Here is a 25,624-nt window from a genome sequence, read left to right as displayed (position 1 = left end):
GGGGTTGAACTCGTGGAGCTCGTCGACGCGCTGGCGCAGCTTTTCGACCGAGACGTCGATCACGCCCGCCACTTCCGCGATTTCCTCGTCGGTCTTGGGCAGGAATTCGTGCAGCGGCGGGTCGAGCAGGCGGATGGTGACCGGCAGGCCCTTCATGATCTCGAACAGCTCGATGAAATCCGAGCGCTGCATCGGCAACAGCTTGGCGAGCGCCGTGCGGCGACCGACTTCGGAGCCGGCGAGGATCATCTCGCGCATGGTGGTGATGCGGTCGCCTTCGAAGAACATGTGCTCGGTGCGGCAAAGCCCAATGCCTTCCGCGCCGTAGGAGCGCGCGGCACGCGCGTCCGCCGGCGTTTCGGCATTGGTGCGGACCTTCATCCGCCGGGTCTCGTCGGCCCATTCCATGATCCGGCCGAAATCGCCCGAGAGTTCCGGCTGCAGCATCGGCACGGCGCCCTTGAGCACCTGGCCGGAGGAGCCGTCGAGCGTGATGACGTCGCCGGCCTTGAGCGTCTTGCCGAGTGCCGTCAGCGTGCCGTTGCGCGCGTCGATGCGCAGGCCGCCGGCGCCGGAGACGCAAGGGGTTCCCATGCCGCGGGCAACGACCGCCGCGTGGCTGGTCATGCCGCCGCGCGAGGTGAGGATGCCTTCGGCGGCGTGCATGCCGTGAATGTCCTCGGGGCTGGTCTCGACCCGGACGAGGATCACCTTGCGCCCGGCCTTGGCCGCTTCCACCGCCTCGTCGGAGGTGAACACGATCTCACCAGTCGCCGCTCCGGGCGACGCCGGCAGGCCGGAGCCGAGAATGTCGCGCGTGGCGTGCGGATCGATGGTCGGATGCAGAAGCTGGTCGAGCGAGGCGGGATCGATGCGCATCACCGCCTCCTCGCGACTGATCAGTCCCTCGCCCGCCATGTCGACGGCGATCTTGAGCGCCGCGCGCGCGGTGCGCTTGCCCGAGCGGGTCTGCAGCATCCACAGCTTGCCCGACTCGATGGTGAATTCGAGATCCTGCATGTCGCGATAGTGGCGCTCGAGCCGGTCGCAGATCGACAGGAACTCGGAAAAGGCGTCGGGCATCAGCTTTTCGAGCGACGGCCGGTCGGAGCCGGCGGCGACGCGTGCCGCTTCGGTGATCGACTGCGGCGTGCGGATGCCGGCCACCACGTCCTCGCCCTGGGCATTGACCAGGAACTCGCCATAGAGCTCCTTGGCGCCTGTAGAAGGATTGCGGGTGAACGCCACGCCGGTGGCGGACTGGTCGCCGAGATTGCCGAACACCATCGCCTGGACATTGACCGCAGTGCCCCAGCTGGCCGGAATGCCGTGCAGTTGGCGATAGGTGATGGCGCGCGCATTCATCCAGCTTGCGAATACCGCGCCGATCGCGCCCCAGAGCTGCTGCTGCGGGTCCTGCGGGAACGGAACGCCGAGTTCTTCCTCGATGATCGCCATGTAGCGGGCGATGACGCCGCGCCATTCGGCGGCGGACAGGTCGGTGTCGAGTTCATGGCCGAGCCGGGCCTTCTCGTCTTCGAGAATGTCCTCGAACACCTCGTGGTCGAGCCCCATCACCACATCGGCATACATCTGGATGAAGCGGCGGTAGCTGTCGAAGGCGAAGCGCTCGTCGCCGGAATCGCGCGCCATGGCGAGAACCGTCTCGTCGTTCAAGCCGAGATTGAGCACGGTGTCGAGCATGCCCGGCATCGAGGTGCGCGCGCCCGAGCGCACCGAAAGCAAGAGCGGCCGCTCCGGGTCGCCGAAGGTGCGGCCGGCGATCGCGCCGACCTTGCCGAGCGCCTCGATCACGGCGCTTTCGAGACCGTCGGGCATGGTGCGGCCGTTCTCGTAATACCAGACACAGGCATCGGTGGTGATGGTGAGCCCCGGCGGCACCGGCAGGCCCAGATTGCACATCTCGGCGAGGTTGGCGCCCTTGCCGCCCAGCAGGTTCTTGTCGGCGGCCGAGCCTTCCGCCTGCCCGTCGCCGAAAGTGTAGACCCATTTCCTCATGCTCATGTCCCCACATAACCCGCCGGATTGGTGAAGCGTCCCGGCATGCCGAACGCTTAGGCGGTGCGCGGACAACGCGTCAACCCCGCCAGGGACCGCTGAACCGCCTATATCGATTGAAACCGGTGGGCGACGCCGAACCGGCCGCGCATGGGCGGGCCACGGGGTGTCGGACAGCGCCCGCGGCAAGACCGGGCCTGTGTCACGGCGCATCACCAGGAGCAATGCAAAGTGATTGTTGCAACTGCACAAACGCTGTCGAAAAATGCGCTGGCATATGGACCCGGATGGCGTGGCGCTTTAACACGGCAACAGGGTTCGTCCGTCTCAAAGGCTCACGGCGGACCCGCATCAGACCGAGCCAAGGGACACCCAGAACCATGTCAGCCGCAAGCCTCGAACCCGTCCGTTTTGTCGATCTGGCCGCCCAGCAGGCCCGAATTCGCGAGCGTGTCGACGCGGCGATGGCCCGAGTGCTCGATCACGGGCAATACATCATGGGGCCGGAAGTGGCCGAATTCGAAGCGAAGCTGAGCGCCCATTGCGGCGCGGCCCACTCGATCGCCTGCTCGTCGGGCACCGATGCGCTGGCGATGGTGTTGATGGCCAAGGGCGTGCGGCCCGGCCAGGCGATCTTCTGCCCGGCCTTCACCTTCGTCGCCACCGCCGAGGTGGTGGCCTGGCTCGGCGCGCATATCTGGTTCGTCGATGTTGACGCCGACACGTTCAACATGGATCCGGTTTCGCTTGAAGTGGCGATCAAGGCGGCCCGTGCCGCCGGCCAAGAGCCGGTGGGCGTCATTCCGGTCGACCTCTTCGGCATTCCCGCCGATTACGACGCGGTGTCGAAGATCGCCGCACGCGAGGGCTTGTGGGTGCTGGGCGACGCCGCGCAGTCCTATGGCGCGCGCTATCACAACCGCCGCGTCGGCGCGCTGGCGATGGCGACGGCCACCAGCTTCTTCCCGGCCAAGCCGCTCGGCGCCTATGGTGATGGCGGCGCGATCTTCACCGATGACGCGGACCTGGCCGACGTCATCCGCTCGATCCTGTTTCACGGCAAGGGCACCAGCCAGTACGACAATGTGCGCATCGGCATGACCGGCCGCATCGACACGCTGCAGGCGGCGATCCTGATCGAGAAGCTGGCGATCTTCGACGAGGAGATCGAGGCCCGCAACCGCATTGCCGCGCGCTATTCGAAGCTGCTCGGCAGCCATGTGGCGACGCCGGTGGTGCCCGAGGGGCTGCAGTCGGTCTGGGCGCAATACACGGTCAAGCTGCCCGAGGGCGCCGACCGCGCCGCCATCCAGGCCGGCATGAAGGATAAGGGCGTGCCGACTGCAGTGTACTACGCCAAGCCGCTGCACCGCCAGGACGCCTATTCCCACCACGGCGTGGCGGGCGGCGAACTGCCGGTCACCGACATGCTCTCGGGCGCGGTGTTGAGCCTCCCGATGCACCCCTATCTCGATGAAGCGACGCAGGACCGGGTGGTGGACGCGCTGATCGGGGCCCTGTAGCACTTCACGACCCGGCAGAAATGCGCTAACCGGATCTTGCGGTCATTGGATGCGGCTGAAGGTGACTTCAGCCGCAGGATAGAACTCATTGAGAGAGCCTATGACAAGCCGCCAATCCCTTTCCTTGCTCCCCGACGCTTATGCGCTTTCCGCTGCCCTGATCGCCGCAGTCCTGCTTTCGCTGTCAAGCGGCCACGCCACCGCGTCTTCCCGCGCAATCGAGGTCGACGGGCTGCTGCTGCCCACTGACACACGGTCTGCACCCGACGGGGAATCGCCTTTCGCCGGCACCTGGATCGGACGCTGGGACGGGTTTCTCAAGACCATCTTCGTGATCGAGTCCGTTTCTCCCGACGGCGAGGCAACCCTGGTCTATTCCGTCGCCGCCAATCCGGAGATCGGGTTCAACCGCGCCTGGTTCCGCCTCAAGGGCCGGATCGACGGACGCGACCTTGTCGCAAGCGGCTCAGGCCTGACGATCACCCTGAGCGCATCGGAGACCGGGCGGCTGCGCGCGGTGTTCGGCGACGGATACAGTTTCGCGGTGCTGAAGCGGGTGGATCTGCTTGAGCTCACGTCCGGTGCCGGGCAGATCGACTGGGACATCGGCGCCACGGAACGGCTGCAGACCCGGCTCGTGGAAGACGGACGCGACATCGCCCTCGAAACCATCCTCTACCGTCCGCCCGGCCCCGGCCCGTTCCCACTCGCAGTCATCAATCACGGCTCCACCGGCATGGGCACCGAAGAGCAGGCGTTCAAACTGACCTGGAGCAATGACTGGCTGGCCGAACTGCTCAACGCCAAGGGCTATCTGGCGGCTTTTCCGCAACGGCGCGGCCGGGGGCAGTCCGACGGGCTTTACGACGAAGGGTTCGGCACCGACCGGAGCAAGGGCTACACCTGCGAGCCCTCCCTGTCGCTCGCCGGTGCCAACAGGGCGCTCGAAGACGTCGCTGCCGCCATTGCCGCCCTGAAGCAACGGCCGGACGTGACGGACGGGCCGGTGCTGCTTTCGGGCGCGTCACGCGGCGGGTACCTGGCCGCGGCCTATGCGGGCCGCTTTCCCGAAGAGACCGCCGGTGTCATCAATTTCGTCGGCGGCTGGATGGGCGAAGCCTGCGATACCGCAGCCGAGATCAACGGAACCTTGGCGCGGGAGGCAGCGGGGTTCACCGGCCAGACACTCTGGCTCTACGGCGAAGACGATCCCTATTATTCGATCGTGCACAGCCAGCGCATGCATGCCCAGTTCACGCAGGCCGGCGGCCATGCCGATTTCCACGCGTTCAAGCTGCGCGGCAGCGGAAACGGGCACTGGGTGATGGCCGTGCCGTCACTCTGGCAACACCTCGTCGAAGCCTATCTGGATGGCCTGCAGGCGCGGCGATAGCCCCCTACCCCGCGTCGCGCATCTGCTCCGCGGTCTGCAAGTCCACCGAGACGAGCTGGCTCACGCCCTGTTCGGCCATGGTGACGCCGAACAGGCGGTTCATGCGGGCCATGGTGATCGGGTTGTGGGTGATGATGACGAAGCGGGTTTCGGTGGAGGCCGCCATCTCGTCCATCAGGTTGCAGTAGCGCTCGACATTGTGGTCGTCGAGGGGTGCATCGACCTCGTCGAGCACGCAGATCGGCGCGGGGTTGGTCAGGAACACCGCGAAGATCAGCGCCATGGCCGTGAGCGCCTGCTCGCCGCCCGACAGAAGCGTCATGGTCTGCGGCTTCTTGCCCGGCGGGCGGGCCAGGATTTCGAGGCCGGCTTCGAGCGGATCGTCGGATTCGATCAGTTGCAGTTCCGCCGTGCCGCCGCCGAACAGATGCGTGAACAGCCGCTGGAACTGGGCGTTGACGATGTCGAAGGCGACCAGCAGGCGCTCGCGGCCTTCCTTGTTGAGGCTCTGGATGCCCGCGCGCAGCTTCTTGATCGCGTCGATGATGTCCTCGCGCTCGGTGACGATCAGGTTGAGCCGGTCCGACAGTTCCTTCTGCTCTTCCTCGGCCCGCAGGTTGACGGCGCCGAGCCGCTCGCGCTCGATCTTCAGCCGGTCGAGATTGCGTTCGATCTGCGCGGGATCCGGCAGCGGCGCGCCGGCCGCGAGCCCGGTCAGGCGCAACGCGTGATGCGGCTCGCAATTCAGGGCCTCGCGGATCCGCGCCTCGCCGTCTTCGCGGCGCTCGCGGGCGGCCATCAGCCGTTCCTCGGCGCGGCCGCGCGCTTCGCGGCCCTGCGACAGCGCGCCAATCGCCTCGGTCGCCACCCTGTCGGCCTCGCGCGAACGGGTTTCGGCCGCGGCCAGCGTATCGGCAGCCTCCTGGCGGCGCTTTTCGGCCTGGCTCAACTGGCTCATCAACTCGCGCCGGCGGGCTGCAACCTCGTCGGGGGCCTCGGCAATGCCGGCGGCTTCCGCGGCGGTCTCGTCGGAACGGCTCTTCAGCGCCGCCAAATGGCTCTCGGCATTGGCGGCGCGCTCGCGCCAGCTCTCGCGCTCCCCGGCGATGGCCTCGAGCCGGCGCGCGCGGGAAGCGTTTTCGCGTTCCAGTCCCTCATGGGCGGCCCGCGCCTCGGCCAGCGCGCCGCGGTCGGTGGCCACCTCGGCATTGACCCTGGCGAGTGCTGCGTCGAGCTCGGACAGGTCCGGACAGGCCTTGAGCGCCTCCGTCGCCTCCTCGAGCGCGGACACGGTTTCGGCCAGCTGCGCACCGATCTGGGCGCGGGATTCGGTGAGCACGGCGCGGCGGTTGGACAACTCGCCCGAGGCCCGCTCGGCGGCGGCAAGCTCATCGCGGGCGCGGCTCAGATTGCGGCTCGCGTCGCGGATCTGGTCGCGCGCGAGGCGGCCCTCGTTCACCCGGGCTGACACCGCGGCCTCACCTTCGCTCAGCGCCTGCTCGGCGGCGCGCAGGACCTTGGTGGCTTCCACCGCCTCGGCGTCGAGTTCGGCCAGCCGGTTCTTCTGCTCGAGCCGCAGCGCGGCCGGGGTCGGCGCATCGGCGGAGGCAACATAGCCGTCCCAACGGAAGATCGCGCCGTCGCGGGTGACCAGCCGCTGGCCGGGCCGGAGCGAGGCATGCAGCCTGCGGCCGTGCTCGGCATCGGCCACGAGCCCGATCTGGGCCAGGCGGCGGGCGAGTTCGGCCGGCGCGCGGACATGGGTCGACAGCGGCGTCACCCCGTCGGGAAGCGCCGGATCGTCGCCCGAAGGATCGAGCTTGGCCCAATGCGCCGGCGCCGCGGGGTCGAGCGGCAGGTCGAGATCGTCGCCGAGGGCCGCGCCGAGCGCGGTCTCGTAGCCGCGGTCGACCTTGATCTTCTCCACCACCGGCGGAAACAGGTCCGAGCCCTGGCCGGCATTGAGCATGCGGGAAATGGTCTTGGCTTCGGTCTCCACCGCATTGAGCTTCGCCTTGGCCTCGGTCACCGGCTGGCGGGCGGCGGCTTCGGCCTCGCGCGCGGCCTCAAGCGCGGTTTCGATGCGCGCCAGTGTCGCTTCGGCTTCCGCCAGCACCTTTTCGGCGGCCTCGGTCTCGCTGCGCTTGAGGGCCGGATCGGGCAGCCCGGCGATGCGCTGGGCGATGGCGGCGAGATCGGCATCCTGGCTTGCCACCTGCCGGTCGAGCCGGGCCTTGCGCTCGCCGGCCTCGCGGATCACACGTTCGCGCTGGGTGCGCTCGGCGGCGGCCTCGGCACGTTCGGCAGTGACCACGCCGAGCGAGGCCTCGCTTTCGGCGAGCTTCGCCTGCGCCGCCTCGAAGGCGGATTTGAGCGCGGCCGAGCGCTCGCCCGAGCCTTCCAGCGCCTGCCGCAATTCGGCTTCCTCGTCGGCAAGGCGCTGCATGACGCCGGCATTGTCGGCGATCAGGCGCTCCTCGCGCTCGATGTCGGTCTTGAGTTGCGCCAGACGCCGATTCAATTCCTCGCCGCGGCGGGCGATGCGCTCGGCTTCCTCGTCGATCTGGGTGCGGGCGATCTGCAGCCGCTGCAGCGCGGCGGCGGCCGAGGCTTCGGCCTCGCGCAGTTCCGGCAGCTTGTGGGCAGCGACCGCCTGGTTCTTGGCGGCCTCCATCTGCGCCTGCGCGAGTTCGGCGACTTTCGAGGTGGCCTGGGCCAGCGCGCTCTCGGCCTCGCCTTCCTGGGTCTTGGCGAGCGACCACCTGAGATGCAGAAGCATCGCTTCCGCCTGGCGCACTTCCGCCGACAGGATCTTGAAGCGGTTGGCCTGCCGCGCCTGGCGCTTGAGGCTCTCGACCTGGGACTCGAGTTCGGAGGTGACATCGTCCAGACGTTCGAGATTGGCTTCGGCGGCGCGCAGCCGCAGTTCCGCCTCGTGGCGACGCGAATGCAGGCCGGAAATGCCGGCGGCTTCTTCAAGCAGCTGCCGCCGCGCCTGGGGTTTGGCCTGGATCAGCTCGCCAATCCGGCCCTGCCCCACCATCGAGGGCGAGCGCGCGCCGGTGGAGGCATCGGCGAACAGGAGCTGCACGTCCTTGGCGCGCGCCTCCTTGCCGTTGATGCGGTAGACCGAGCCGGATTCGCGCTCGATCCGGCGCGTGACCTGGATTTCGTCCGCGTCGTTGAAGGCGGCGGGCGCGGTGCGGTCGGAATTGTCGAGATAGAGGCCCACTTCGGCGGTGTTGCGCGCGGGCCGGTTGCCCGAGCCCGAGAAGATCACGTCGTCCATGCCCGAGGCGCGCATGTTCTTGTAGGAATTCTCGCCCATCACCCAGCGCATGGCTTCGACAAGGTTGGACTTGCCGCAGCCATTGGGGCCGACCACGCCGGTCAGGCCGGGCTCGATATGGAATTCCGTCGGTTCGACGAAGGATTTGAAGCCCAGGACGCGGAGCTTGGTGAATTTCATGACCGGCTCTCCCGGTCCTGGCCGAATATCGACGCACCGAAGCCACTCCCGCGACGGGATCGCGGAAGTGGCGTGTCTTTGTCCCGCCTAGAGCTGCGGGTCGATGATCGCCGACAGGATGTCAATCGACATGTTCCCCGGATACCGCTTGCCGTTGATGAAGAAGGTCGGCGTGGAATCCACGCCAAATTCGTTGGCGGCCTTGGCCCTGACAGCATTCACATCGTCCAGAAGCTTCTGGTTCGTCAAGCAAGCTTCGAAGGACTCCTGTGTAAAACCTGCCAGGCGGGCAATCTGGAGAAGCGCTTCACGTCCGTCGGAGGCGGATGCCCAGGTGCGTTGCTGCTGGAAAAGCACGTCGACCATCGGGAAGAACTGCTGTTCGGGGGCGCAGCGGGCGAGCATGATGGCGGCTGCGGCGCGCGGATCGAACGGAAACTCGCGCAGGATGAACCTGACCTTGCCGGTTTCGATGTATTTCTGCTTGAGATCGGGGAAATTGCTCTCATGGAAATCGGCGCAATGCGGGCAGGTCATCGACATGTATTCGACGATGGTGACGGGCGCGTTCTCGTCGCCGAGCACCATTTCCTTGAGCGGGCCGGGTTCGAGCAGCTTGGCCATGTCGACCTCGCCGGCAGGCTTGGGCGCTTCCACCGCGGCAGTCGTCGAGCCGGTCACTTCGGAGGAGACCTGCGGGGCCGTTTCGGTGGCGGCCACGGCGGCGGGGGCGTCGGTGGTGGCCTGTGCCCGGTCGGCCTCGTCGGAGCAGGCCGTCAGCGACAGTGCCAGCAACGAAACGGCCAGGGTGGCGGTCAATCGGGTCGTCGAAGCAAACATGTAATCACCCATTCTTGAATTCATCTTCGTTGACGCGCTCAAAACCGGTCCGTGGCCTGCCCGCGCCGGCGCCCGGGGTCGGGATGCCAGTTTCGTTCCGACTCCTATAACGTCAAATGTGGCCAAACAAGTGCATGCGGATCACTCAGCCGTGATCGGACCCGCCGGGCGAATGCCCGCACCCTCAACCGGTGCGCTTGGGACGGCGGCCGATCACGCCGGCGCCCAGGCGTTCGAGCGCCTGCCTGAGCTTCGGATCCTCGACCGACTGGAGCATGTCGTCAAGGCGGCGCTTCTCGCCGGCATCGAGCGGGCGCGGCTGCGGCTTGCGGGTGGGTGCCTGCACCGCCTTCTGCACGATGCGGATCTGGGAGATCGCCCGGAAGCCGAAAAAGCCGTTGACGCGGGCGATCATCTCCGCCTCCTGGTGCATCAGGAACAGCGCCCGCGCGCCCTCGCAGGCGACCGTGAGAACGCCCGGCGCGAAGCCGCCGCCGGTCTCGTCGGGCGCGTCCTGACGCGGCCAGCGGATGCGCTCGGGCCGCGAGCAGCCGGCAAACTGCTCGCCGGCGATCTCGTCCCACGACCCCAGCAGCAACGTGTTGATGCCCGCGCGCCGGGCCAGGATCGGGTCGATCAGGCCATTGGCGATCTCGGCGATCTGGACACTGCCCTTGCGGGTGAACGGTTTTGCCACACTCGGCCTCTTTCGGATGCGCTTTGCGACAAACGGGATAGCGCGAAAACGCGGCAAGGAAAAGGACGGCGTCCCTTTTGCGCACTGCACGCCTCCTCGCGCGCGAGCCTCCCGGGGCGCAATCGGCAGCCGCTACGGAGATCGCGCGAACCGCACCGGACCGGTCGCGACAGCCGGAGATGGAACCATTGCCGGGCCGAACAGTTTGTTCCTTGAACGGCGCCACTCCGGCGCGATCACATCTGGAGACACGACATGGGTTTCGAATACAGCGGCATTCTCGGGATCATCATCCTGATCCTCGATATCTGGGCAATCCTGCAGATCATCAAGGGCGGCGGTTCGACCGGAAGCAAGCTGTTGTGGATCCTGGTGATCCTGCTTCTGCCGGTGGTCGGCCTCCTTCTCTGGCTGCTGCTCGGCCGGAAAGGCGGGCTCTGACCGCGGCGCGCGGACGGGTGAAACCGCAAGCGTAGCCCTGCAAGAGGTAGCGGCACCCCGCCATCAGCACGGGAAAACCGCTGCGCCGGATTGCGCGGCGCCCCGCCAGGCGACATGATTGCACCCCAAACCCGGGCCTCGGGCGGACCGTCTCCGCCCGGGGTCCTTCATGCCGTCCGTCCACGGGTTGCCGCCGCTTGATGTCCCCCGCCCCCTCGCCTTTGCCCGCGCCGAAAGATCCCGATCCGGATCTCGCGCCACATCTGCTTGCCTGGTACGACCGGCATGCGCGCACGCTGCCCTGGCGGATCAGCCCGGCCGAGCGCGCAGTGGGCGTGGTTCCAGACCCCTACCGGGTGTGGCTGTCTGAAATCATGCTGCAGCAAACCACCGTGCAGGCCGTGAAATCCTATTTCGACAGCTTCGTTCACCGCTGGCCAACGGTCACCGATCTGGCCGCCGCGGACACCGAGGACGTGATGAAGGCCTGGGCGGGGCTCGGCTATTATTCCCGCGCCCGCAATCTCAAGGCCTGCGCCGAAGCGGTGGCGCGGGACCATGGCGGGCGCTTTCCGGACACCGAGGACGGGCTGCGCGCCCTCCCCGGCATCGGCCCCTACACCGCCGCGGCGATTTCCGCGATCGCGTTCGACCGCAAGGCGGCGGTGGTGGACGGCAATATCGAGCGGGTCTTCACCCGGCTGTTCGAAATCGACACGCCCCTGCCCTCCGCCAAGCCGGAGATTCGCGCGGCCGTGGACCGCGCCACACCCGCGGACCGGCCCGGCGATTTCGCCCAGGCGCTGATGGATCTCGGCGCGACCATCTGCACGCCGAAGCGGCCCGCCTGCGCGCTCTGCCCGATTGACGCGCACTGCCTGGCGCGCGCCTCGGGCCGCCAGGAGCAGTTTCCGGTCAAGCCCGCCAAGAAGGAGAAGCCGGTGCGGCGCGGCGCCGCCTTCGTGGCCGAGCGCGGCGACGGCGCGGTGCTGCTGGTCAAGCGGCCGGACAAGGGTCTGCTCGGCGGCATGACCGGGGTTCCCACCACCGACTGGACGGTGCGTGCGGACGGCGCCACCGGCGCCGGGGCCGCGCCATTTGACGCAGATTGGCATCTGAAGGGTGTAATCACCCATGTGTTTACACATTTTGAGTTGCAGCTCGAAGTCTTTCATGCGGTTGTCACCGTCGCGCCCGATTTTCCGGGCTGGTGGAGCAAAACCGATTCGCTGCCGGGCGAGGCCTTGCCCACGGTGATGAAAAAGGCGCTTGGCGCCGCGTTCCCGGCGCTGTTCAGAAAAGGCAAGACATGAGCGAGACCACCCCGACCGCCCCTTCGACCACCCATCGGCCCGTGCGCCATATCGTGTTCGATATCGGCAGGGTCCTGATCCACTACGATCCCGACATTCCCTATAGCCGCCTGATCCCGGACGAGCGGGAACGCGCGGACTTCTTCGCCAATGTGTGCACGCATGAATGGAACCTCGAGCAGGACCGCGGTCGCGGCTGGGCCGAGGCGGAGGCCGAACTGATCGCGAAATTTCCCGAAAAGGCCGAGCTGATCCGCGCATTCCGCATCCACTGGCACGAGATGGTCAGCCACGCCTATGACCAGAGCGTCGATGTCATGCTCGACCTGATCCAGCAGGGACGCGACGTGACGATGCTGACCAATTTCGCCGCCGACACGTTCAGGGAAGCGCAGGAGCGGTTTCCGTTCCTCAAGGTGCCGCGCGGCGTGACGGTGTCGGGCGAGATCGGGCTGATCAAGCCGGATCGCGAGATCTACGAAACGCATACACGCAGTTTCGACCTCGATCCCGCCGGCTGCCTGTTCATCGACGACAGCCAGAAGAACGTCGAGGGCGCGATCGCCGCCGGCTGGCAGGCGGTGCTGTTCACCGACGCCGACAGGCTGAGGGCCGACCTCGCATCCTACGGGCTCTGACCCTTCGACGACCGTCGCTCAGACCGGGAAGCGAAACAGGCCCGAGTCGGGATCGCTGCCGCCCTCGATTTCCGCGCGCACGATCTCGGAGGCGATCTGGCTGAAGGTGATGCCGTTGCCGCCGAATCCCATGACCGCGTAGGCGTGGCGCATGCCCGGCACCCGGTCGATATAGGGAAGCCCGGTCGGGGTGACGCCGAAACCCGCCGACCAGGTGAATTCCGGCTCCGGCAGGCTCACGCCCAAGAGCGCCGAGATCTTGGCGGCGATGCGTTTCGTTTTCGACTTGAGCTTGGCAGGGGACTGGAAGGCCTCGGGGTCGTCCTCGTCCTCGCCGCCGGCGATCAGCCGGCCGTCACGGGTCATGCGGAAATAGAGATACGGATCGGCCGCCTCCCAGACCAGCATGTCGGCAAGCCAGTCCGGCAGCGCCTGCGTGGCCTTGGGCGTGGCGATCGCCCAGGTGGAGGCGATCGAATGGCTCTTGTGGCGCACGCTTTCGAGGAATTCGTAGCCGGTGCAGAACACCACATGCCCGGCCTCGAGAAGCGAGCCCTGATTGGTGGCGAGCGCCACCCGCTCGCCGAATTCGGCGAGATCGGTGATCTCCACGCCTTCGACGATCTCGATGCCGCGCGTGCGCGCAGCGCGCAACAGGCCCGCCGTCAGCTGCGCGGGGTTGCAGGAGGCGGACGCATGGCTGACAAGGCCGGCGGCGCGGGCGATGCCGAACCGGGAGGCGACATCGGCGCCGCCGAGATAGTCCACCTCGAGCCCGGCGGACCGGCGAGCCCTGGCTTCGGCCTCGAGCTTGCGCGCGCCGGCTTCCTCGCCGGAAAGATAGAGCGTGGCCTTTTCGCGGTATCCGCAGGAGAGATCGAGTTCGGCCACTTTCTCGCCGAGCGCACGGACCGCCGCGACCGAGCGTCGCCAGGCGCGGGCCGCGGCATTGGGGCCGATCAGCCGCGACAGATCGGCCAGCGGCGTGTCGATCTCATGCTGGATCATCGCGGTCGAGGCCATGGTCGAGCCGGTGACGGGCTTGCGCCGGTCGATCACCAGGATCGAGCGCTTGCCGTCGGCGAGCGCCTCGGCCACGAGCGCGCCGGAAATGCCGGCGCCGACCACGATGAGGTCATAGCTTCGCGATGAGGGGGATTTGGAGGTGATGACGCTGATCGACGGCGTCGATGCCCACAGGGGCATGGATTTGCGAAGGTCGCGCTTACGGGTTTCGGCATCCATGGTGGTTTTCTCCGGCAACCTCGCCCAACACGCCAGAACCGCTTTGGTTCCCTGCCGCGAACGGGTCTCCGAGACCGATGCCGGCGGCCGTGCGAAATTGATGAAAACCCGTGGAACAGGCACCCCGGTCAGGCGTTGAGACACGCCACCAACCAAGGGAGAGACTGACATGAAGACCCTATCGGAAGCTTTCGAACACACCCTCAAGGACATCTACTATGCCGAGAATGCCCTGACCAAGGCGCTGCCGAAGGTTGCCAAGGCTGCCACCAGCAAGAAGCTCAAGGATGCCGTCGAAGCCCACCTGACGGAGACCAAGGAGCAGATCAAGACCCTCGACAAGGTGTTCAAGTCGCTCGGCAAGAAGGCCGAAGGCGAGAAATGCGACGCGATCGAGGGGCTGATCAAGGAAACCGACGGCCTGATCGAGGAAGCCGATGGCGAAGCGCTCAACGTGATGCTGATCGGCGCCTGCCAGGCGGTCGAGCACTACGAGATCGCCCGCTACGGCACGCTGCGCGAATGGGCCAAGGTTCTGGGCCACACCGAGGCGCACGAGCTGCTGACCAGCATTCTCGACCAGGAGAAGGCGGCCAATTCGAAGCTCACCAACCTGGCGGTATCGGACCTCAACAAGGCGGCCTGAGCATTGTCACCGATGCGAAAGACAGAGCGCCCGGGATGTGCGACGCATCCCGGGCGCTGCACGACCGGCGGGGACTGAAGGTACGTGACACCCGCCGGGATCGTGGGGATTTCTATCCGGCGCGGGCCATCTCGAGACGGATGGTCGCGCGGAAATCGTCGATCAGCTTCAAGCCGTCGGGCCTGTCGACATGCCAGAAGGTCCAGCCGTTGCAGGCGTCAAACCCCTGCACCAGGGCGCCGATCTTGTGGATCGAACCGGCCTGGCCATTGGCCACGAGCGTGCCGTCGGCACGCACGATTGCCTGGTGCTTGCGCCGGGCGTCGCAGAGCACGTCGCCGGGTTTGACGTAACCGGCCTCGATCAGCACGTTGAAGGCCACGCGCGGTTCGGCGCGTTTTCCCGTCATCACGGTGAGTTCGTTCTTGCCCAGCGGCTCGACCGCATCGATGCGCGCGCGGGCGGCGTCGATATAGTCCTGCTCGCGCTCGATGCCGACGAAGTGGCGGCCGAGACGGCGGGCGACCGCGCCGGTGGTGCCGGAGCCGAAGAAGGGATCGAGCACCACGTCGCCGGGCTTGGACGAGGCCATCAGCACGCGGGCGAGCAGCGCCTCGGGCTTCTGGGTCGGATGCACCTTGCGGCCGTCCTCGCCCTTGAGCCGCTCGGCCCCGGTGCAGATCGCAAACAGCCAGTCCGAGCGCATCTGCACATCGTCATTGGCGGCCTTCATGGCTTCGTAATTGAAGGTGTAGCTCTTGGCCTTCTGGTCGCGCGAGGCCCAGATCATGGTCTCGTGTGCGTTCTGGAATCGGCGACCGCGGAAATTCGGCATCGGATTGGTCTTGCGCCAGACGATGTCGTTCAGCAGCCAGAAGCCGAGATCCTGGAGCTGCGAGCCGACGCGGAAGATGTTGTGGTAGGAACCGATCACCCAGATGGTGCCATTGGGCTTGAGGACCCGGCGGCAGGCGAGCAGCCAGGCGCGGGTGAAGGCGTCGTAGGCGGCAAAGCTCTCGAACTGGTCCCAGTGATCGTTGACCGCATCGACCATCGACTGGTCGGGCCGGGCCAGATCGCCACCGAGCTGGAGATTGTAGGGCGGGTCGGCGAAAATCACGTCGACGGAATTGGACGGCAGCGCCTCCAGCGCGGCGACGCAGTCGCCCTTGATGATCGTGTCGAGCCACGACTGGCGGCTGTCGGAGACGGAACGGATTTCGGCAAGCGAGACTGGATGGGCCATGGGATACTCACACTACGCGGACGCAACAACTGATCATCATGGTTACCGAACAGGGTAAACATCTGGTGAACGCCGCGAAATTGCCTGCCCAAAGGGGGATTCGCCGCCCCGGCGCGATGCGTGGTGGCCTGATAAGGGCAGCCTTGCCAGGCGGTGCGGACCGGGTTTCGCCATGGCGTGGACGTGCCCGCCTCCCTTGCCTGCGTCCCCCTCTTGCTATAGGTCCGGGAGCGATTTCCCCTCCCCGTTTGCCTCAGGCCATGCAGGAGCAGCCCCATGCCCGGATTCGACCTCATCATCTTCGATTGTGACGGGGTTCTCGTCGATAGCGAGATCATCGCCGCCCAGGTGGAATCCAAACTGCTGACCGAGGCCGGCTTCCCGATCGAGCCGGAGGAAATGGCCGAGCGCTTCGCCGGCCTGACCTGGAAGGACATCCTGTTCGAGGTCGAGCGCCAGTCGAGCATTCCGCTCTCGGCACAGCTGATCGACGCATCTGAAAAGATCCTCGACAAGAAGCTTGCGACCGAGGTGCAGCCGATCGACGGCGTCGCCGAGGCGATCGCGCGCATCGGCGGCCAGCGTTGCGTCTGCTCGAATTCGACCCGGCACCGGCTCAAGGCCATGCTCGCGCGCACCGGGCTCGACCGGCTGTTCGGCGATCATGTCTATTCGGCCCGCGATCTCGGCGAAGGCCGCACCAAGCCCGCGCCCGACGTGTTCCTGCACGGCGCGGCGCAGTTCAAGGTCGATCCGTCAAACGTGCTGGTGGTCGAGGATTCGGTGCACGGCGTGCAGGGCGCAAAGGCGGCGGGCATGCGGGTGGTGGGCTTTACCGGCGGCTCGCACAGCTTCCCCGGTCATGCCGAGCAACTGACCGAAGCCGGAGCCGAAACCGTGATCAGCCGCATGCGCGACCTGCCCGCCACCGTCGAGGCGCTCGCGGCCTGGTCCGAACTCATGTGACGATCGCAGCGATCAGGGCGTGTTGTACGGGCCCGGGTCGAAGCCGACATAGAGCTTGACCGCGCCCGCCTTGGCGGCCGGGAACGTGACATTGGCATTGGTGAAGATGAACTGCTCGGCCGGCATGCCTTCCAGCACCGTGACCGGAAATTTCTGCAGGTCCGAATAGAGCACGTTGTCGCCCTCGGAGACGGCCACCCGAATCGGCACCTCCACCGTTCCGGCCTTGCCGGCAGGACCGGTCACCACCCGGCCCGAGGCCGCCACCGTGACGATCATCTGGTCGCCGCTCACCCGGCACTGGCGGGTGGTATCGGACAGCGACGCCTGGTGCATCACCTTGGAGGCGTCGCCGTCGCCGCCTTTTGCGTATTTCGTGAAATAGGCCGTGCCTTCGCGCAGATACACCTGCGGACAGGTGCCCTGGATCACCTCGGCATTGGTGACCGGATCGATGGCGGCCTGCTGCCCCTTGGCGCCCGAATTGAGCACCGCGCGCGGATCGGCCGAGGTACAGCCGGCGATCAAGGCTGCACTGAGGAGTGCGGGAACGAAACGCAACATTCTGTATGACACGATAGATCTACCTTTACTCGCACAATGCAGGGAGATACCCCCTCGGTCGCAGTGTGCCTTTGCATGACGACCGCCCATGGTCTATATCAGCCGCGCGGCGAAAATTCGACCGGCGTTATCTCATCTTGCGCGATCCGCGTCCACCTTCGGAGAATGTATCTGTGGACTATATTTCGACACGAGGCGAAGCTCCCGTTCTGGGATTCAGCGATGCTTTGCTGGCGGGCCTTGCCCGCGACGGCGGACTTTACGTGCCCAGGGAGTGGCCGGCTTTCACGCGCAAGGAGATCCGCGGCCTGCGCGGCCAGAGCTATCAGGAGATCGCGTTTCGCGTGATCGAACGCTTCACCGGCGGCGAAATCGAGCCCGTGGCGCTGCGCGCCATGATCGACGAGGCCTATGCCGGCTTCCGCCATCCCGCGGTCGTTCCGCTCTCTCAGAGCGGTCCCAACAGCTTCGTGCTGGAGCTGTTCCATGGGCCGACGCTCGCCTTCAAGGACGTGGCGATGCAGCTGATCGCGCGGCTTATGGACCATGTTCTGGCCCAGCGCGGTGAACGCGCGACCATTGTCGGCGCCACCTCCGGCGACACCGGCGGGGCTGCGATCGACGCCTTTGCCGGCCGTGACCGCACCGACATCTTTATCCTGTTTCCCGAAGGCCGGGTCTCGCCGGTGCAGCAGCGGCAGATGACCACCTCGACGGCGTCGAACGTGCATGCGATGGCGGTCAAGGGCAATTTCGACGATTGCCAGGACCTGGTCAAAGCCATGTTCAATCACGCCGCCTTCCGCGAGCGGGTGAAGCTGTCGGGCGTCAACTCGATCAACTGGGCGCGGATCATGGCCCAGATCGTCTATTATTTCACCGCCGCCGTGTCGCTTGGAAGCCCGGACCGCAAGGTCTCGTTCACGGTGCCGACCGGCAATTTCGGCGACATCTTCGCCGGCTACTGCGCCAAGCGCATGGGGCTGCCGGTCGACAAGCTGGTGATCGCCACCAACGAGAACGACATCCTGGCGCGCACCGTGCGGACCGGGCGCTACGAGATGCGCGGCGTGAGCCCCACCACCTCGCCGTCGATGGACATCCAGATCTCGTCGAATTTCGAGCGGCTCTTGTTTGATGCGCACGGGCGCGACGCAAGCGCGGTGCGCCGGGCGATGTCGGGCCTCAAGCAATCGGGCGCCTTCGACATCGACGAGCCGGCGCTCAAGGCGATCCGCAAGGAATTCCGCGCCGGCCGGGCGAGCGAACGCCAGGTCAAGGCGGTGATCCGCGATGTCCAGGCCGAGACCGGCTATGTGCTCGACCCTCACACCGCCGTGGCGGTATATGTCGCAAACAGGTTTGAAAAGCCGTCGGCGCCGATGATCGCGCTGTCGACCGCACATCCGGCCAAGTTCCCGGATGCCGTAAAAAAAGCCTGTGGTATTGACCCCGCGCTCCCGTCGTGGCTCTCTGACCTGATGCAACGGGAGGAACGGTTCAGCGTCGTGCCCAATGAACAGGACAAGGTGGAAGCCCATATCCTGTCCCTGACGCGGGCAACGCGGTGATCCGGGGAAAGTAACAAGATGCAAGTTCAAACCACCACGCTCGCCAACGGCGTCACCGTCGTGACCGAGAAAATGCCGCACCTGGAGAGCGTCGCGCTCGGCGTGTGGGTGAAATCGGGTTCGCGCGACGAGACAGCCGCCGAACACGGCATCGCCCACCTGCTCGAGCACATGGCCTTCAAGGGTACGCGCAAGCGCAGCGCCCGCCAGATCGCCGAAGAGATCGAGAATGTCGGCGGCGAACTCAACGCCGCGACCTCGACCGAAACCACCTCCTATTACGCGCGCGTGCTCAAGAACGACGTGCCGCTCGCCATCGACATCCTGCACGACATCCTGACCGATTCCACCTTCGACGAGGACGAACTCACGCGCGAAAAGCACGTGATCCTGCAGGAGATCGGGGCGGCCAACGACACGCCCGATGACGTGGTCTACGACAAGTTCACCGAAGCCGCCTTCCGCGACCAGACCATCGGCCGGCCGATTCTCGGCACGCCCGACACGGTCAAGGCTTTTACGCCCGACCAGATCCGCGGCTATCTCGCCCGCCATTACACCGGCGACCGGATCGTGGTGGTGGCGGCCGGCGCGGTGGACCACGACGCCTTCGTCAAGCTGGTGGACGAGCGCTTCGGCCAGTCGATCCAGCCGACCGGCACGCAGCTCCGCTCGATCACGGCGGCGACCTATACCGGCGGCGACTACCGCGAGACCCGCGACCTGATGGACGCGCAGGTGCTGATCGGCTTCGAGGGCCGTGCCTACCAGGTGCGCGACTTCTATTGCTCGCAGCTGCTCGCCAACATTCTCGGCGGCGGCATGTCCTCGCGGCTGTTCCAGGAAGTCCGCGAGAAGCGCGGCCTGTGCTATTCGGTCTACGCCTTCCACTGGGGCTTTTCGGATTCGGGCCTGTTCGGCGTCCATGCCGCCACCGGCGCGGAAGATCTCGGCGAACTGGTGCCGGTGATCCTGTCCGAACTCGCCAAGGCGGCCGACGGCGTCGAGGAGCAGGAAATCAACCGCTCGCGGGCGCAGGTGCGCTCGGGCCTGCTGATGGCGCAGGAAAGCCCCGCCGTGCGCGCGAGCCAGATCGCCCGGCAGATGCTGCTGTTCGGCCGCCCCGTGAGCAATGCCGAACTGATGGAGCGGCTCGCCAACCTCACGCCGCAGCGCCTGTCGGACCTTGCCGGCCGGCTGTTCTTCGACACCCCGATCACCGTGTCCGCGATCGGCCCGGTCGGCAATCTCCTGTCGATTCCCGACATGGCTCACAGACTTGGCAGAACTGGCGGACGCACCGCCGCCGCCGAGTAACCCTCGGGAGGATCCTGTCCGCCATGGCGCCTCCGGTGTTTCGTTTCCGCAGCCGGACACTCGAAGAGTTTCGGCTGGAGGGAGAACGAACATTCCTGCGCCATCCGGTGTTCGCCGACCATGCCGAGTGGAGCAAGCTGCGCGCGGCCAGCCGCGACTTCCTCGAACCGTGGGAGCCGAGCTGGCATCACGACGACCTCACCCGGCCGTCGTTCCGCTACCGGATCCAGCGCTATCAGGCCGACCGCGAGGCCGGCCTGGCGCTGCCGTTGTTCGTCTGCCAGAAGCCGACCGGCCGGCTGATCGGCGGCGTGACACTCGGTTCGATCCGGCGCGGCGCGGCCGAAAGCTGCACGCTCGGCTACTGGATGGGCGAGCCCTATGCGGGAAAGGGCTTCATGGCCGACGCGTTGAAATGCCTCATTCCCCATGTGTTTGAGCGGATGCGGTTGCACCGGATCGAGGCCGCCTGTATTCCCGACAACCAGAGAAGCCAGCGGCTCCTTGAAAAGGTCGGGTTTCAGCGCGAGGGATATTTGAAGGGCTACCTGAAGATCAATGGCGCATGGCGCGATCACCTGCTTTACGCGCTGGTGGCCGAAGACTGGCAGGCCATGCGCGCGAAAGGATCCGGTTCCGGCGGATGATAGGCATTTCCCGTTTCACAGATGAGCGGCCTTGCGGGCCGATGGACGCATGGGGTCGTGCGCGCGGCGGGGCGCTGTCGTGGCTCTTGAGCCTGCTCATGATCTTTTTCGCGGTGCTTTCGGCCGTGCCCGCGGCGCGCGCGATCGAACCGGTCAAGATCAGCCGCGAGGACACCGCGCTCGACCTGACCGCCACCACCGAAATCTACAAGCGTCGCGGCGAGGCCTTCCAGGTCTCGACCGCCGCGGGCTCCGACGGGATCGTCCGCCGCATCGAGGTGCGCGCGAGTTCGCCGCAGCATTCGGGCGACTGGGCCGTCTTCGCGCTCGCCAATGTCACCGACGAGCAGATCGACCGGCTGATCGTGGCGCCGCATTTCCGGCTGGTGGGCTCCGGCCTGCTCTGGCCCGATCTCGGCTCGACCCGGATCCTGAGCATCACCCCGAGCGAGGGCTTTGCGCTCGACAAGGTGGAAAACAGCGAGGACGACGTCTTCCGCATCACGCTCAACCCGGGCACGGTGATCACCTTCGTGGCCGAACTCGCAGCCCCCGACCTGCCGCAGATCTATCTGTGGGAGCCGGAAGCCTACAAGGACACGGTCAACGCCTACACGCTCTATCGCGGCATCGTGCTCGGCATCGCCGGGCTGCTCGCGGTGTTCCTGACCATCCTGTTCGTGGTCAAGGGCACCTCGATGCTGCCCGCCACCGCGGCGCTCGCCTGGGCCGTGCTCGCCTATGTGTCGGTGGATTTCGGGTTCCTGTCCAAGCTCATCAGCGTGACGCCCGGCGACGAGCGGATCTGGCGCGCGGGCACAGAGGTGCTGCTTGCCACCGGGCTCGTGGTGTTCCTGTTCACCTATCTCAATCTCAACCGCTGGCACACCAATCTCTCCTATGTGACGATGGCCTGGATTCTCGGGCTTGGCGGGCTGTTCGCGGTGGCGATCTATGACCCGCAACTGGCCTCGGGCATCGCCCGCATGTCGTTTGCGGCGACCGCGGTGGCGGGCGTGGCGCTGATCGCCTATCTCGGCTTCAACCGCTACGACCGGGCGGTGATGCTGATTCCCACCTGGGCGCTGATCTTGTGCTGGCTGTTCGGGGCCTGGCTCACGGTCACCGGCCAGCTTGCCAACGACATCGTCCAGCCCGCGCTCGGCGGCGGCCTGGTGCTGATCGTGCTCTTGATGGGCTTCACGGTGATGCAGCATGCCTTTGCCGGCGGCGCCTATCACCAGGGCCTGTTTTCCGACATGGAACGCCAGGCGATGGCGCTCGCCGGATGCGGCGACACCGTGTGGGACTGGGATGTCGCCCGCGACCGGCTGGTCACCTCCCCCGACATCGCGCCGCAGCTCGGCCTTTCGCCCGGTGCGCTGACGGGCCCTGCGCGCAACTGGCTGCCGCGCGTCCATGCCGACGACCGCGACCGGTTCCGCACCGCCCTCGACGTGCTGCTCGAACACCGCAAGGGCCGGCTCAACCACCAGTTCCGCATGCGCGCCGAGGACGGCCATTACCACTGGATGGCGCTGCGGGCGCGGCCGGTTCTGGGCTCGAACGGCGAAGTCATCCGCTGCGTCGGCACCATCATCGACGTGACCGAGCAGAAGACCTCGGAAGACCGGTTGCTGCATGATGCGGTGCATGACAACCTGACGGGATTGCCGAACCGGCAGCTGTTCCTCGACCGGCTGCAGACCATGATCTCGATGGCCGAGCGCAATCCGGATGTGCGCCCGAGCGTGTTCATGATCGATCTCGACCGCTTCAAGCAGGTCAACGACAAGCTCGGCATGTCGGTGGGCGACACCATCCTGCTCGCCCTCACCCGGCGGATGAAGCGGCTGCTCAAGCCGCAGGACACGCTGGCGCGCATTTCGGGCGACCAGTTCGGGCTCGTGCTGGTTTCCGAACAGGACGCGGTCAAGGTGGCCGCCCTCGCCGAAGCGATCTCCAAGGCGATCTCCGCACCGATCGATTTCGCCGGCCAGGATATCCGCCTCACCGCCTCCATCGGCCTCGTCACCTGGGTGGAAAGCAACGCCGTGCCGGACGACCTGATGAAGGACGCGGAACTGGCGATGTACCAGGCCAAGCGTTTTGGCGGCAACCGGATCGAACCGTTCCGTCCCGCCTTCCGCACCGTCGGCTCCGACCGGCAGCGGCTCGAAAGCGATTTGCGGCGCGCGGTCGAGCGACGCGAACTCACGCTGGTCTACCAACCGATCGTGCAGCTGAAGGACGCCGAGATCGCGGGTTTCGAGGCGCTGCTGCGTTGGGAAGACCCCAAGCGCGGCACCGTGCCGCCCTCCGAGTTCATTCCGGTGGCGGAAGCCTCCGACCTGATCCTCGAACTCGGCATGTATTCGCTCAAGCAATCGGCCGAGGACCTGGCGCGCTGGCAGGAAAGCCTGGGCGAACTGCCGGTGTTCATGTCGGTCAATCTGTCGAGCGCGCAGCTGCTCAAGAGCGACCTGTGCAACGACGTGATCAAGGTGATTTCGACGACACGCTGCAACCCGGAACGGTTCCGGCTGGAGCTGACCGAGACGCTGGTGATGCACAATCCGCAGCAGGCGCTGATGACGCTGTCGCGGCTGGCCGACGCCGGCATCGGGCTCACGCTCGACGATTTCGGCACCGGGCATTCGTCGCTGTCCTACCTCACCCGGTTCCCGTTCCAGACCATCAAGATCGACAAGTCGCTGGTCGTCGACCGCTCCGACAAGGGCGGCGTGCTGGTGCGCTCGATCATCGATCTCGCCAAGCAACTCGAGATGCGGGTGGTGGCCGAGGGGGTCTCCTCCGAGGAAGACGCGCTCAAGCTCTCCGAGATGGGCTGCGACTATGGCCAGAGCTTCCTGTTCGGACCGCCGATCGGCAGCGAATCCGTGCTGAAGCTTCTCAGGGAGCGTTTCCCGATCGCCAAGGCAAGCTGAGCTGCCGCAGCCAGGCGCAAGCGGCGGTCACTTCGCGGGCTGATGCCGGATCGTCGTGGTTCAGGCGTGGCCGGCTTCGGTCGACAGCATCGCCGGGCTGATGCCCATGGAGGCAAGCACCCGGTCATATTTGCTCGAGTGATCGGTATCGAAGACGATGTCGTCGCTGGCCGGGCAGGAGAGCCAGGCATTGGCGAAGATCTCGTTTTCGAGCTGGCCCGGGGCCCAGCCGGCATAGCCGAGCAGCATGATGCCGCGGCGCGGACCGCAGCCGTCCTTGATCGCGCGCAGAATGTCGACGGTCGCCGTCAGGCACAATTCGTCGTTGACCGGCATCGTCGACTGGCTCATGTAATCGTCCGAATGCAGCACGAATCCGCGTCCGGAATCGAGCGGGCCGCCCAGCTGGATCGGGAAATCGCGGGCACATTCGCTCATGCCGATTTTCAGCGCAGGGCGCCCCGCCGGCGCGAGCCGGCCGTCGAGATCGAGATTCTGCACGAGTTCCTCGAAGCTCAGCGGCTGCGGCCGGTTGAGGATGAAGCCCATCGCGCCGTTTTCCGAATGCGCGCACACGAACACCACCGTGCGCTCGAAGCGCTCGTCGGTCATTCCCGGCATGGCGACGAGGAAGTGCCCGTCAAGGCAACCCCGGTCGCGCCGGGTCAAATGGTCTTCGATCCCGAACATGCCGGAATGCTAGCAAGTTTTGGGCTTTTGGAAAGGGCAAATGCCGCAATTGGCGGCCGTTTGCGCAGCGTATTGAGCGGTTTTGCCCCCGGGATGCGCGCAAATGACGCCGGTCGGCGGCCACCCATGCCCTCCTCCGGCCCCCGCAACGCGGCGTGCACGGTGGCCCGGTCACGCAAAAATGAGACGGCGTCAGCATGGAGTGGATGGATTTGCGGCAGACGGTTCGGATAGACTGGCGGCATGATGCCATCTGTTCCTTCCCCGCACGGTTTTTCCTCCTCTCTGCGCAAGCTCTCCGCCGCCGCCGCGGGCTCCCTCCTGGCGCTCGTTGTCGGGCTCGCGCCGGCGCTCGCGCTCGACAGCGGCTGGGCCGAGACCGAGGGCGGCCGGATGCGGCTGGTGGTTGATCCGGCCCCGCGCGACGACGGCACGCTGCATGCGGTTCTCGACATCGACCTCGCCCCGGGCTGGAAAACCTATTGGCGCGACCCCGGCGGCGCGGGCATTCCGCCGATGCTCGATCTGTCGCAAAGCGAGGGCCTGTCGCTTGAGACGATGGACTATCCCGCGCCGGTGCGCGTGGATGACGGTTCCACCGTCTGGGCAGGCTATACCGCACCGGTCCGGTTTCCGCTAACGCTGATCCGTTCGGCAGGCGGCACGGTCACGCTCAGGGCGTCGGCCTTCATCGGCATCTGCGAAAAGATGTGCGTGCCGTTCCAGGCCATGTTCGAGCTCCCCTTGCCGGAAGACGCCGTCGCAAGCCCGCAAGAGCAGGTTCTGATCGACGAGGCATTCGCCGAGCTGCCCGAACCCGCAGCCGAAGACTTCCGGCTCGAAGGCGCGAGCTTCGATGCCGGCACGAAGGAACTCGCCATCAGCGCCTCCCTGCCCGGCTTCCGGCCGGCGGGCACGGCCCCGGAGCTGTTCGTGGCGGGGCCTGCGGGCTTCGCCTTTGCCCCGCCCAAACTCATCGGAGACGACGGGGGATCGGCGCGCTGGACGATCCGGGTCGAGGTGGTCCCGAAGTCGATCGCGGCCGAAGACAAGGTTCCGCTTGAATTCGTGGTGACCCTGGGTCCGCGCGCAGTTGCGCAGAGCATTCCTGTCGCGGGCTTCTCGCGCTGAGGAAAGCCAGCGGATTATTTCGCCCCGGCACTCGCATTCGCCGCGGCACACGTTAAATTCCACCCATTCCATCAACGGCAACAAGGGAGCGCCGACGTGACGATTGCAATTGGGGACAAACTGCCCGAAGCCACCTTCAAGGAAACCACTTCCGAGGGCATGACCGAAACCAAGTCGAGCGACCTGTTCGCGGGCAAGAAGGTGGTGCTGTTCGCCGTGCCGGGCGCGTTTACGCCGACCTGCCACCTGAACCACCTGCCCGGCTATCTCGAAAACCGCGACGCGATCCTCGCCAAGGGCGTGGACGAGATCGCCGTGGT

The 25,624-nt window shown here is 66.4% G+C and carries 20 protein-coding genes and 1 pseudogene; 13 read left to right on the top strand and 8 right to left on the bottom strand.

Annotated elements, in window-relative coordinates:
* On the bottom strand, positions 1-2,019 hold a 2,019-nt coding region (gene ppdK / locus AWJ14_RS21700; protein WP_245304421.1), incomplete at its 3' end, for a pyruvate, phosphate dikinase.
* A 380-nt stretch (positions 2,020-2,399) separates the two neighbouring features.
* On the opposite strand from ppdK, the gene AWJ14_RS21695 reads away from it, so the two are divergent.
* Together AWJ14_RS21695 and AWJ14_RS21690 are read left to right on the top strand one after the other, a co-directional pair.
* Complete coding sequence (locus AWJ14_RS21695) at positions 2,400-3,542, top strand: DegT/DnrJ/EryC1/StrS family aminotransferase (RefSeq protein ID WP_066184616.1); 1,143 nt, start codon at positions 2,400-2,402, stop codon at positions 3,540-3,542.
* A gap of 100 nt (positions 3,543-3,642) precedes the next feature.
* On the top strand, positions 3,643-4,935 hold the full coding sequence (locus AWJ14_RS21690) for an alpha/beta hydrolase family protein (protein WP_066184614.1): 1,293 nt from the start codon (positions 3,643-3,645) through the stop codon (positions 4,933-4,935).
* Between the two features lie 4 nt (positions 4,936-4,939).
* Here AWJ14_RS21690 and AWJ14_RS21685 read toward each other — a convergent pair whose 3' ends face one another.
* The 3 genes from AWJ14_RS21685 to AWJ14_RS21675 all read right to left on the bottom strand — a co-directional run bounded on the left by AWJ14_RS21685 (position 4,940) and on the right by AWJ14_RS21675 (position 9,941).
* Complete coding sequence (locus AWJ14_RS21685; RefSeq protein ID WP_066184612.1) at positions 4,940-8,404, bottom strand: chromosome segregation SMC family protein; 3,465 nt, start codon at positions 8,402-8,404, stop codon at positions 4,940-4,942.
* Between the two features lie 87 nt (positions 8,405-8,491).
* On the bottom strand, positions 8,492-9,244 hold the full coding sequence (locus AWJ14_RS21680; RefSeq protein ID WP_083220434.1) for a DsbA family protein: 753 nt from the start codon (positions 9,242-9,244) through the stop codon (positions 8,492-8,494).
* Between the two features lie 184 nt (positions 9,245-9,428).
* Positions 9,429-9,941 carry a DUF721 domain-containing protein gene (locus AWJ14_RS21675; RefSeq protein WP_066184608.1) on the bottom strand — a complete coding sequence of 171 codons (513 nt, stop codon included), beginning with the start codon at positions 9,939-9,941 and terminating at the stop codon, positions 9,429-9,431.
* A 255-nt stretch (positions 9,942-10,196) separates the two neighbouring features.
* On the opposite strand from AWJ14_RS21675, the gene AWJ14_RS21670 reads away from it, so the two are divergent.
* From AWJ14_RS21670 to AWJ14_RS21660, 3 genes are all read left to right on the top strand, one after another.
* A complete protein-coding gene (locus tag AWJ14_RS21670; protein ID WP_066184605.1) occupies positions 10,197-10,382 on the top strand; it encodes a PLDc N-terminal domain-containing protein in 186 nt (61 codons plus the stop codon).
* A 200-nt stretch (positions 10,383-10,582) separates the two neighbouring features.
* On the top strand, positions 10,583-11,695 hold the full coding sequence (gene mutY, locus AWJ14_RS21665) for an A/G-specific adenine glycosylase (RefSeq protein ID WP_083220428.1): 1,113 nt from the start codon (positions 10,583-10,585) through the stop codon (positions 11,693-11,695).
* Entirely contained in the window at positions 11,692-12,333 is a 642-nt protein-coding gene (locus tag AWJ14_RS21660; RefSeq protein WP_066184602.1) for an HAD family hydrolase, read from the top strand. Before mutY ends, AWJ14_RS21660 begins: the two co-directional genes overlap by 4 nt.
* Positions 12,334-12,351: 18 nt before the next feature.
* Here the strand turns inward: AWJ14_RS21660 and AWJ14_RS21655 are convergent, their stop codons facing one another.
* On the bottom strand, positions 12,352-13,578 hold the full coding sequence (locus AWJ14_RS21655) for an NAD(P)/FAD-dependent oxidoreductase (protein ID WP_066184600.1): 1,227 nt from the start codon (positions 13,576-13,578) through the stop codon (positions 12,352-12,354).
* A 169-nt stretch (positions 13,579-13,747) separates the two neighbouring features.
* On the opposite strand from AWJ14_RS21655, the gene AWJ14_RS21650 reads away from it, so the two are divergent.
* A complete protein-coding gene (locus AWJ14_RS21650; RefSeq protein ID WP_066184598.1) occupies positions 13,748-14,224 on the top strand; it encodes a YciE/YciF ferroxidase family protein in 477 nt (158 codons plus the stop codon).
* A gap of 112 nt (positions 14,225-14,336) precedes the next feature.
* On the opposite strand, the gene AWJ14_RS21645 is transcribed toward AWJ14_RS21650, so the two are convergent.
* Positions 14,337-15,470, bottom strand: a complete 1,134-nt coding sequence (locus tag AWJ14_RS21645) for a site-specific DNA-methyltransferase (protein WP_066184596.1) — start codon at positions 15,468-15,470, stop codon at positions 14,337-14,339.
* Between the two features lie 276 nt (positions 15,471-15,746).
* On the opposite strand from AWJ14_RS21645, the gene AWJ14_RS21640 reads away from it, so the two are divergent.
* Complete coding sequence (locus AWJ14_RS21640; protein ID WP_066184595.1) at positions 15,747-16,436, top strand: HAD family hydrolase; 690 nt, start codon at positions 15,747-15,749, stop codon at positions 16,434-16,436.
* A gap of 12 nt (positions 16,437-16,448) precedes the next feature.
* Here AWJ14_RS21640 and AWJ14_RS21635 read toward each other — a convergent pair whose 3' ends face one another.
* Entirely contained in the window at positions 16,449-17,012 is a 564-nt protein-coding gene (locus tag AWJ14_RS21635; RefSeq protein WP_245304413.1) for a hypothetical protein, read from the bottom strand.
* Positions 17,013-17,173: 161 nt separating this feature from the next.
* Here AWJ14_RS21635 and thrC point away from each other — a divergent pair, with 161 nt between their 5' ends.
* Genes thrC through AWJ14_RS21615 form a run of 4 tightly spaced genes read left to right on the top strand, consistent with a single transcriptional unit; the run spans position 17,174 to position 23,483 of the window.
* Complete coding sequence (gene thrC, locus AWJ14_RS21630) at positions 17,174-18,571, top strand: threonine synthase (protein ID WP_066184589.1); 1,398 nt, start codon at positions 17,174-17,176, stop codon at positions 18,569-18,571.
* 18 nt (positions 18,572-18,589) lie between these two features.
* On the top strand, positions 18,590-19,888 hold the full coding sequence (locus tag AWJ14_RS21625; RefSeq protein WP_066184588.1) for a M16 family metallopeptidase: 1,299 nt from the start codon (positions 18,590-18,592) through the stop codon (positions 19,886-19,888).
* Between the two features lie 23 nt (positions 19,889-19,911).
* Complete coding sequence (locus AWJ14_RS21620; RefSeq protein ID WP_066184585.1) at positions 19,912-20,535, top strand: GNAT family N-acetyltransferase; 624 nt, start codon at positions 19,912-19,914, stop codon at positions 20,533-20,535.
* A gap of 41 nt (positions 20,536-20,576) precedes the next feature.
* Positions 20,577-23,483, top strand: coding sequence for an EAL domain-containing protein (locus AWJ14_RS21615; protein WP_066184583.1), 2,907 nt, complete (start codon positions 20,577-20,579; stop codon positions 23,481-23,483).
* Positions 23,484-23,543: 60 nt separating this feature from the next.
* Here AWJ14_RS21615 and AWJ14_RS21610 read toward each other — a convergent pair whose 3' ends face one another.
* The gene (locus tag AWJ14_RS21610; protein WP_425349669.1) at positions 23,544-24,095 is read right to left on the bottom strand and encodes a YqgE/AlgH family protein; all 552 of its coding nucleotides are present in this window, start codon (positions 24,093-24,095) and stop codon (positions 23,544-23,546) included.
* Positions 24,096-24,416: 321 nt separating this feature from the next.
* Between AWJ14_RS21610 and AWJ14_RS21605 the strand changes: the two genes are divergently transcribed.
* Together AWJ14_RS21605 and AWJ14_RS22955 are read left to right on the top strand one after the other, a co-directional pair.
* On the top strand, positions 24,417-25,304 hold the full coding sequence (locus tag AWJ14_RS21605; protein ID WP_083220427.1) for a protein-disulfide reductase DsbD domain-containing protein: 888 nt from the start codon (positions 24,417-24,419) through the stop codon (positions 25,302-25,304).
* 96 nt (positions 25,305-25,400) lie between these two features.
* Positions 25,401-25,624: pseudogene (locus tag AWJ14_RS22955) on the top strand (redoxin family protein); the annotation flags it as partial.

Source organism: Parahoeflea olei (genome assembly GCF_001703635.1).
Taxonomy (GTDB): domain Bacteria; phylum Pseudomonadota; class Alphaproteobacteria; order Rhizobiales; family Rhizobiaceae; genus Hoeflea; species Hoeflea olei.
This window is presented reverse-complemented; position numbering and strand designations above follow the sequence as displayed.

Coding starts and splice junctions, on each gene's coding strand:
- AWJ14_RS21695 (WP_066184616.1), top strand. CDS start 2,400: ATGTCAGCCGCAAGCCTCGAACCCGTCCGTTTTGTCGATCTGGCCGCC.
- AWJ14_RS21690 (WP_066184614.1), top strand. CDS start 3,643: ATGACAAGCCGCCAATCCCTTTCCTTGCTCCCCGACGCTTATGCGCTT.
- AWJ14_RS21685 (WP_066184612.1), bottom strand. CDS start 8,404: ATGAAATTCACCAAGCTCCGCGTCCTGGGCTTCAAATCCTTCGTCGAA.
- AWJ14_RS21680 (WP_083220434.1), bottom strand. CDS start 9,244: ATGTTTGCTTCGACGACCCGATTGACCGCCACCCTGGCCGTTTCGTTG.
- AWJ14_RS21670 (WP_066184605.1), top strand. CDS start 10,197: ATGGGTTTCGAATACAGCGGCATTCTCGGGATCATCATCCTGATCCTC.
- mutY (WP_083220428.1), top strand. CDS start 10,583: ATGTCCCCCGCCCCCTCGCCTTTGCCCGCGCCGAAAGATCCCGATCCG.
- AWJ14_RS21660 (WP_066184602.1), top strand. CDS start 11,692: ATGAGCGAGACCACCCCGACCGCCCCTTCGACCACCCATCGGCCCGTG.
- AWJ14_RS21655 (WP_066184600.1), bottom strand. CDS start 13,578: ATGGATGCCGAAACCCGTAAGCGCGACCTTCGCAAATCCATGCCCCTG.
- AWJ14_RS21650 (WP_066184598.1), top strand. CDS start 13,748: ATGAAGACCCTATCGGAAGCTTTCGAACACACCCTCAAGGACATCTAC.
- AWJ14_RS21645 (WP_066184596.1), bottom strand. CDS start 15,470: ATGGCCCATCCAGTCTCGCTTGCCGAAATCCGTTCCGTCTCCGACAGC.
- AWJ14_RS21640 (WP_066184595.1), top strand. CDS start 15,747: ATGCCCGGATTCGACCTCATCATCTTCGATTGTGACGGGGTTCTCGTC.
- AWJ14_RS21625 (WP_066184588.1), top strand. CDS start 18,590: ATGCAAGTTCAAACCACCACGCTCGCCAACGGCGTCACCGTCGTGACC.
- AWJ14_RS21620 (WP_066184585.1), top strand. CDS start 19,912: ATGGCGCCTCCGGTGTTTCGTTTCCGCAGCCGGACACTCGAAGAGTTT.
- AWJ14_RS21615 (WP_066184583.1), top strand. CDS start 20,577: ATGGACGCATGGGGTCGTGCGCGCGGCGGGGCGCTGTCGTGGCTCTTG.
- AWJ14_RS21610 (WP_425349669.1), bottom strand. CDS start 24,095: ATGACCGACGAGCGCTTCGAGCGCACGGTGGTGTTCGTGTGCGCGCAT.
- AWJ14_RS21605 (WP_083220427.1), top strand. CDS start 24,417: ATGATGCCATCTGTTCCTTCCCCGCACGGTTTTTCCTCCTCTCTGCGC.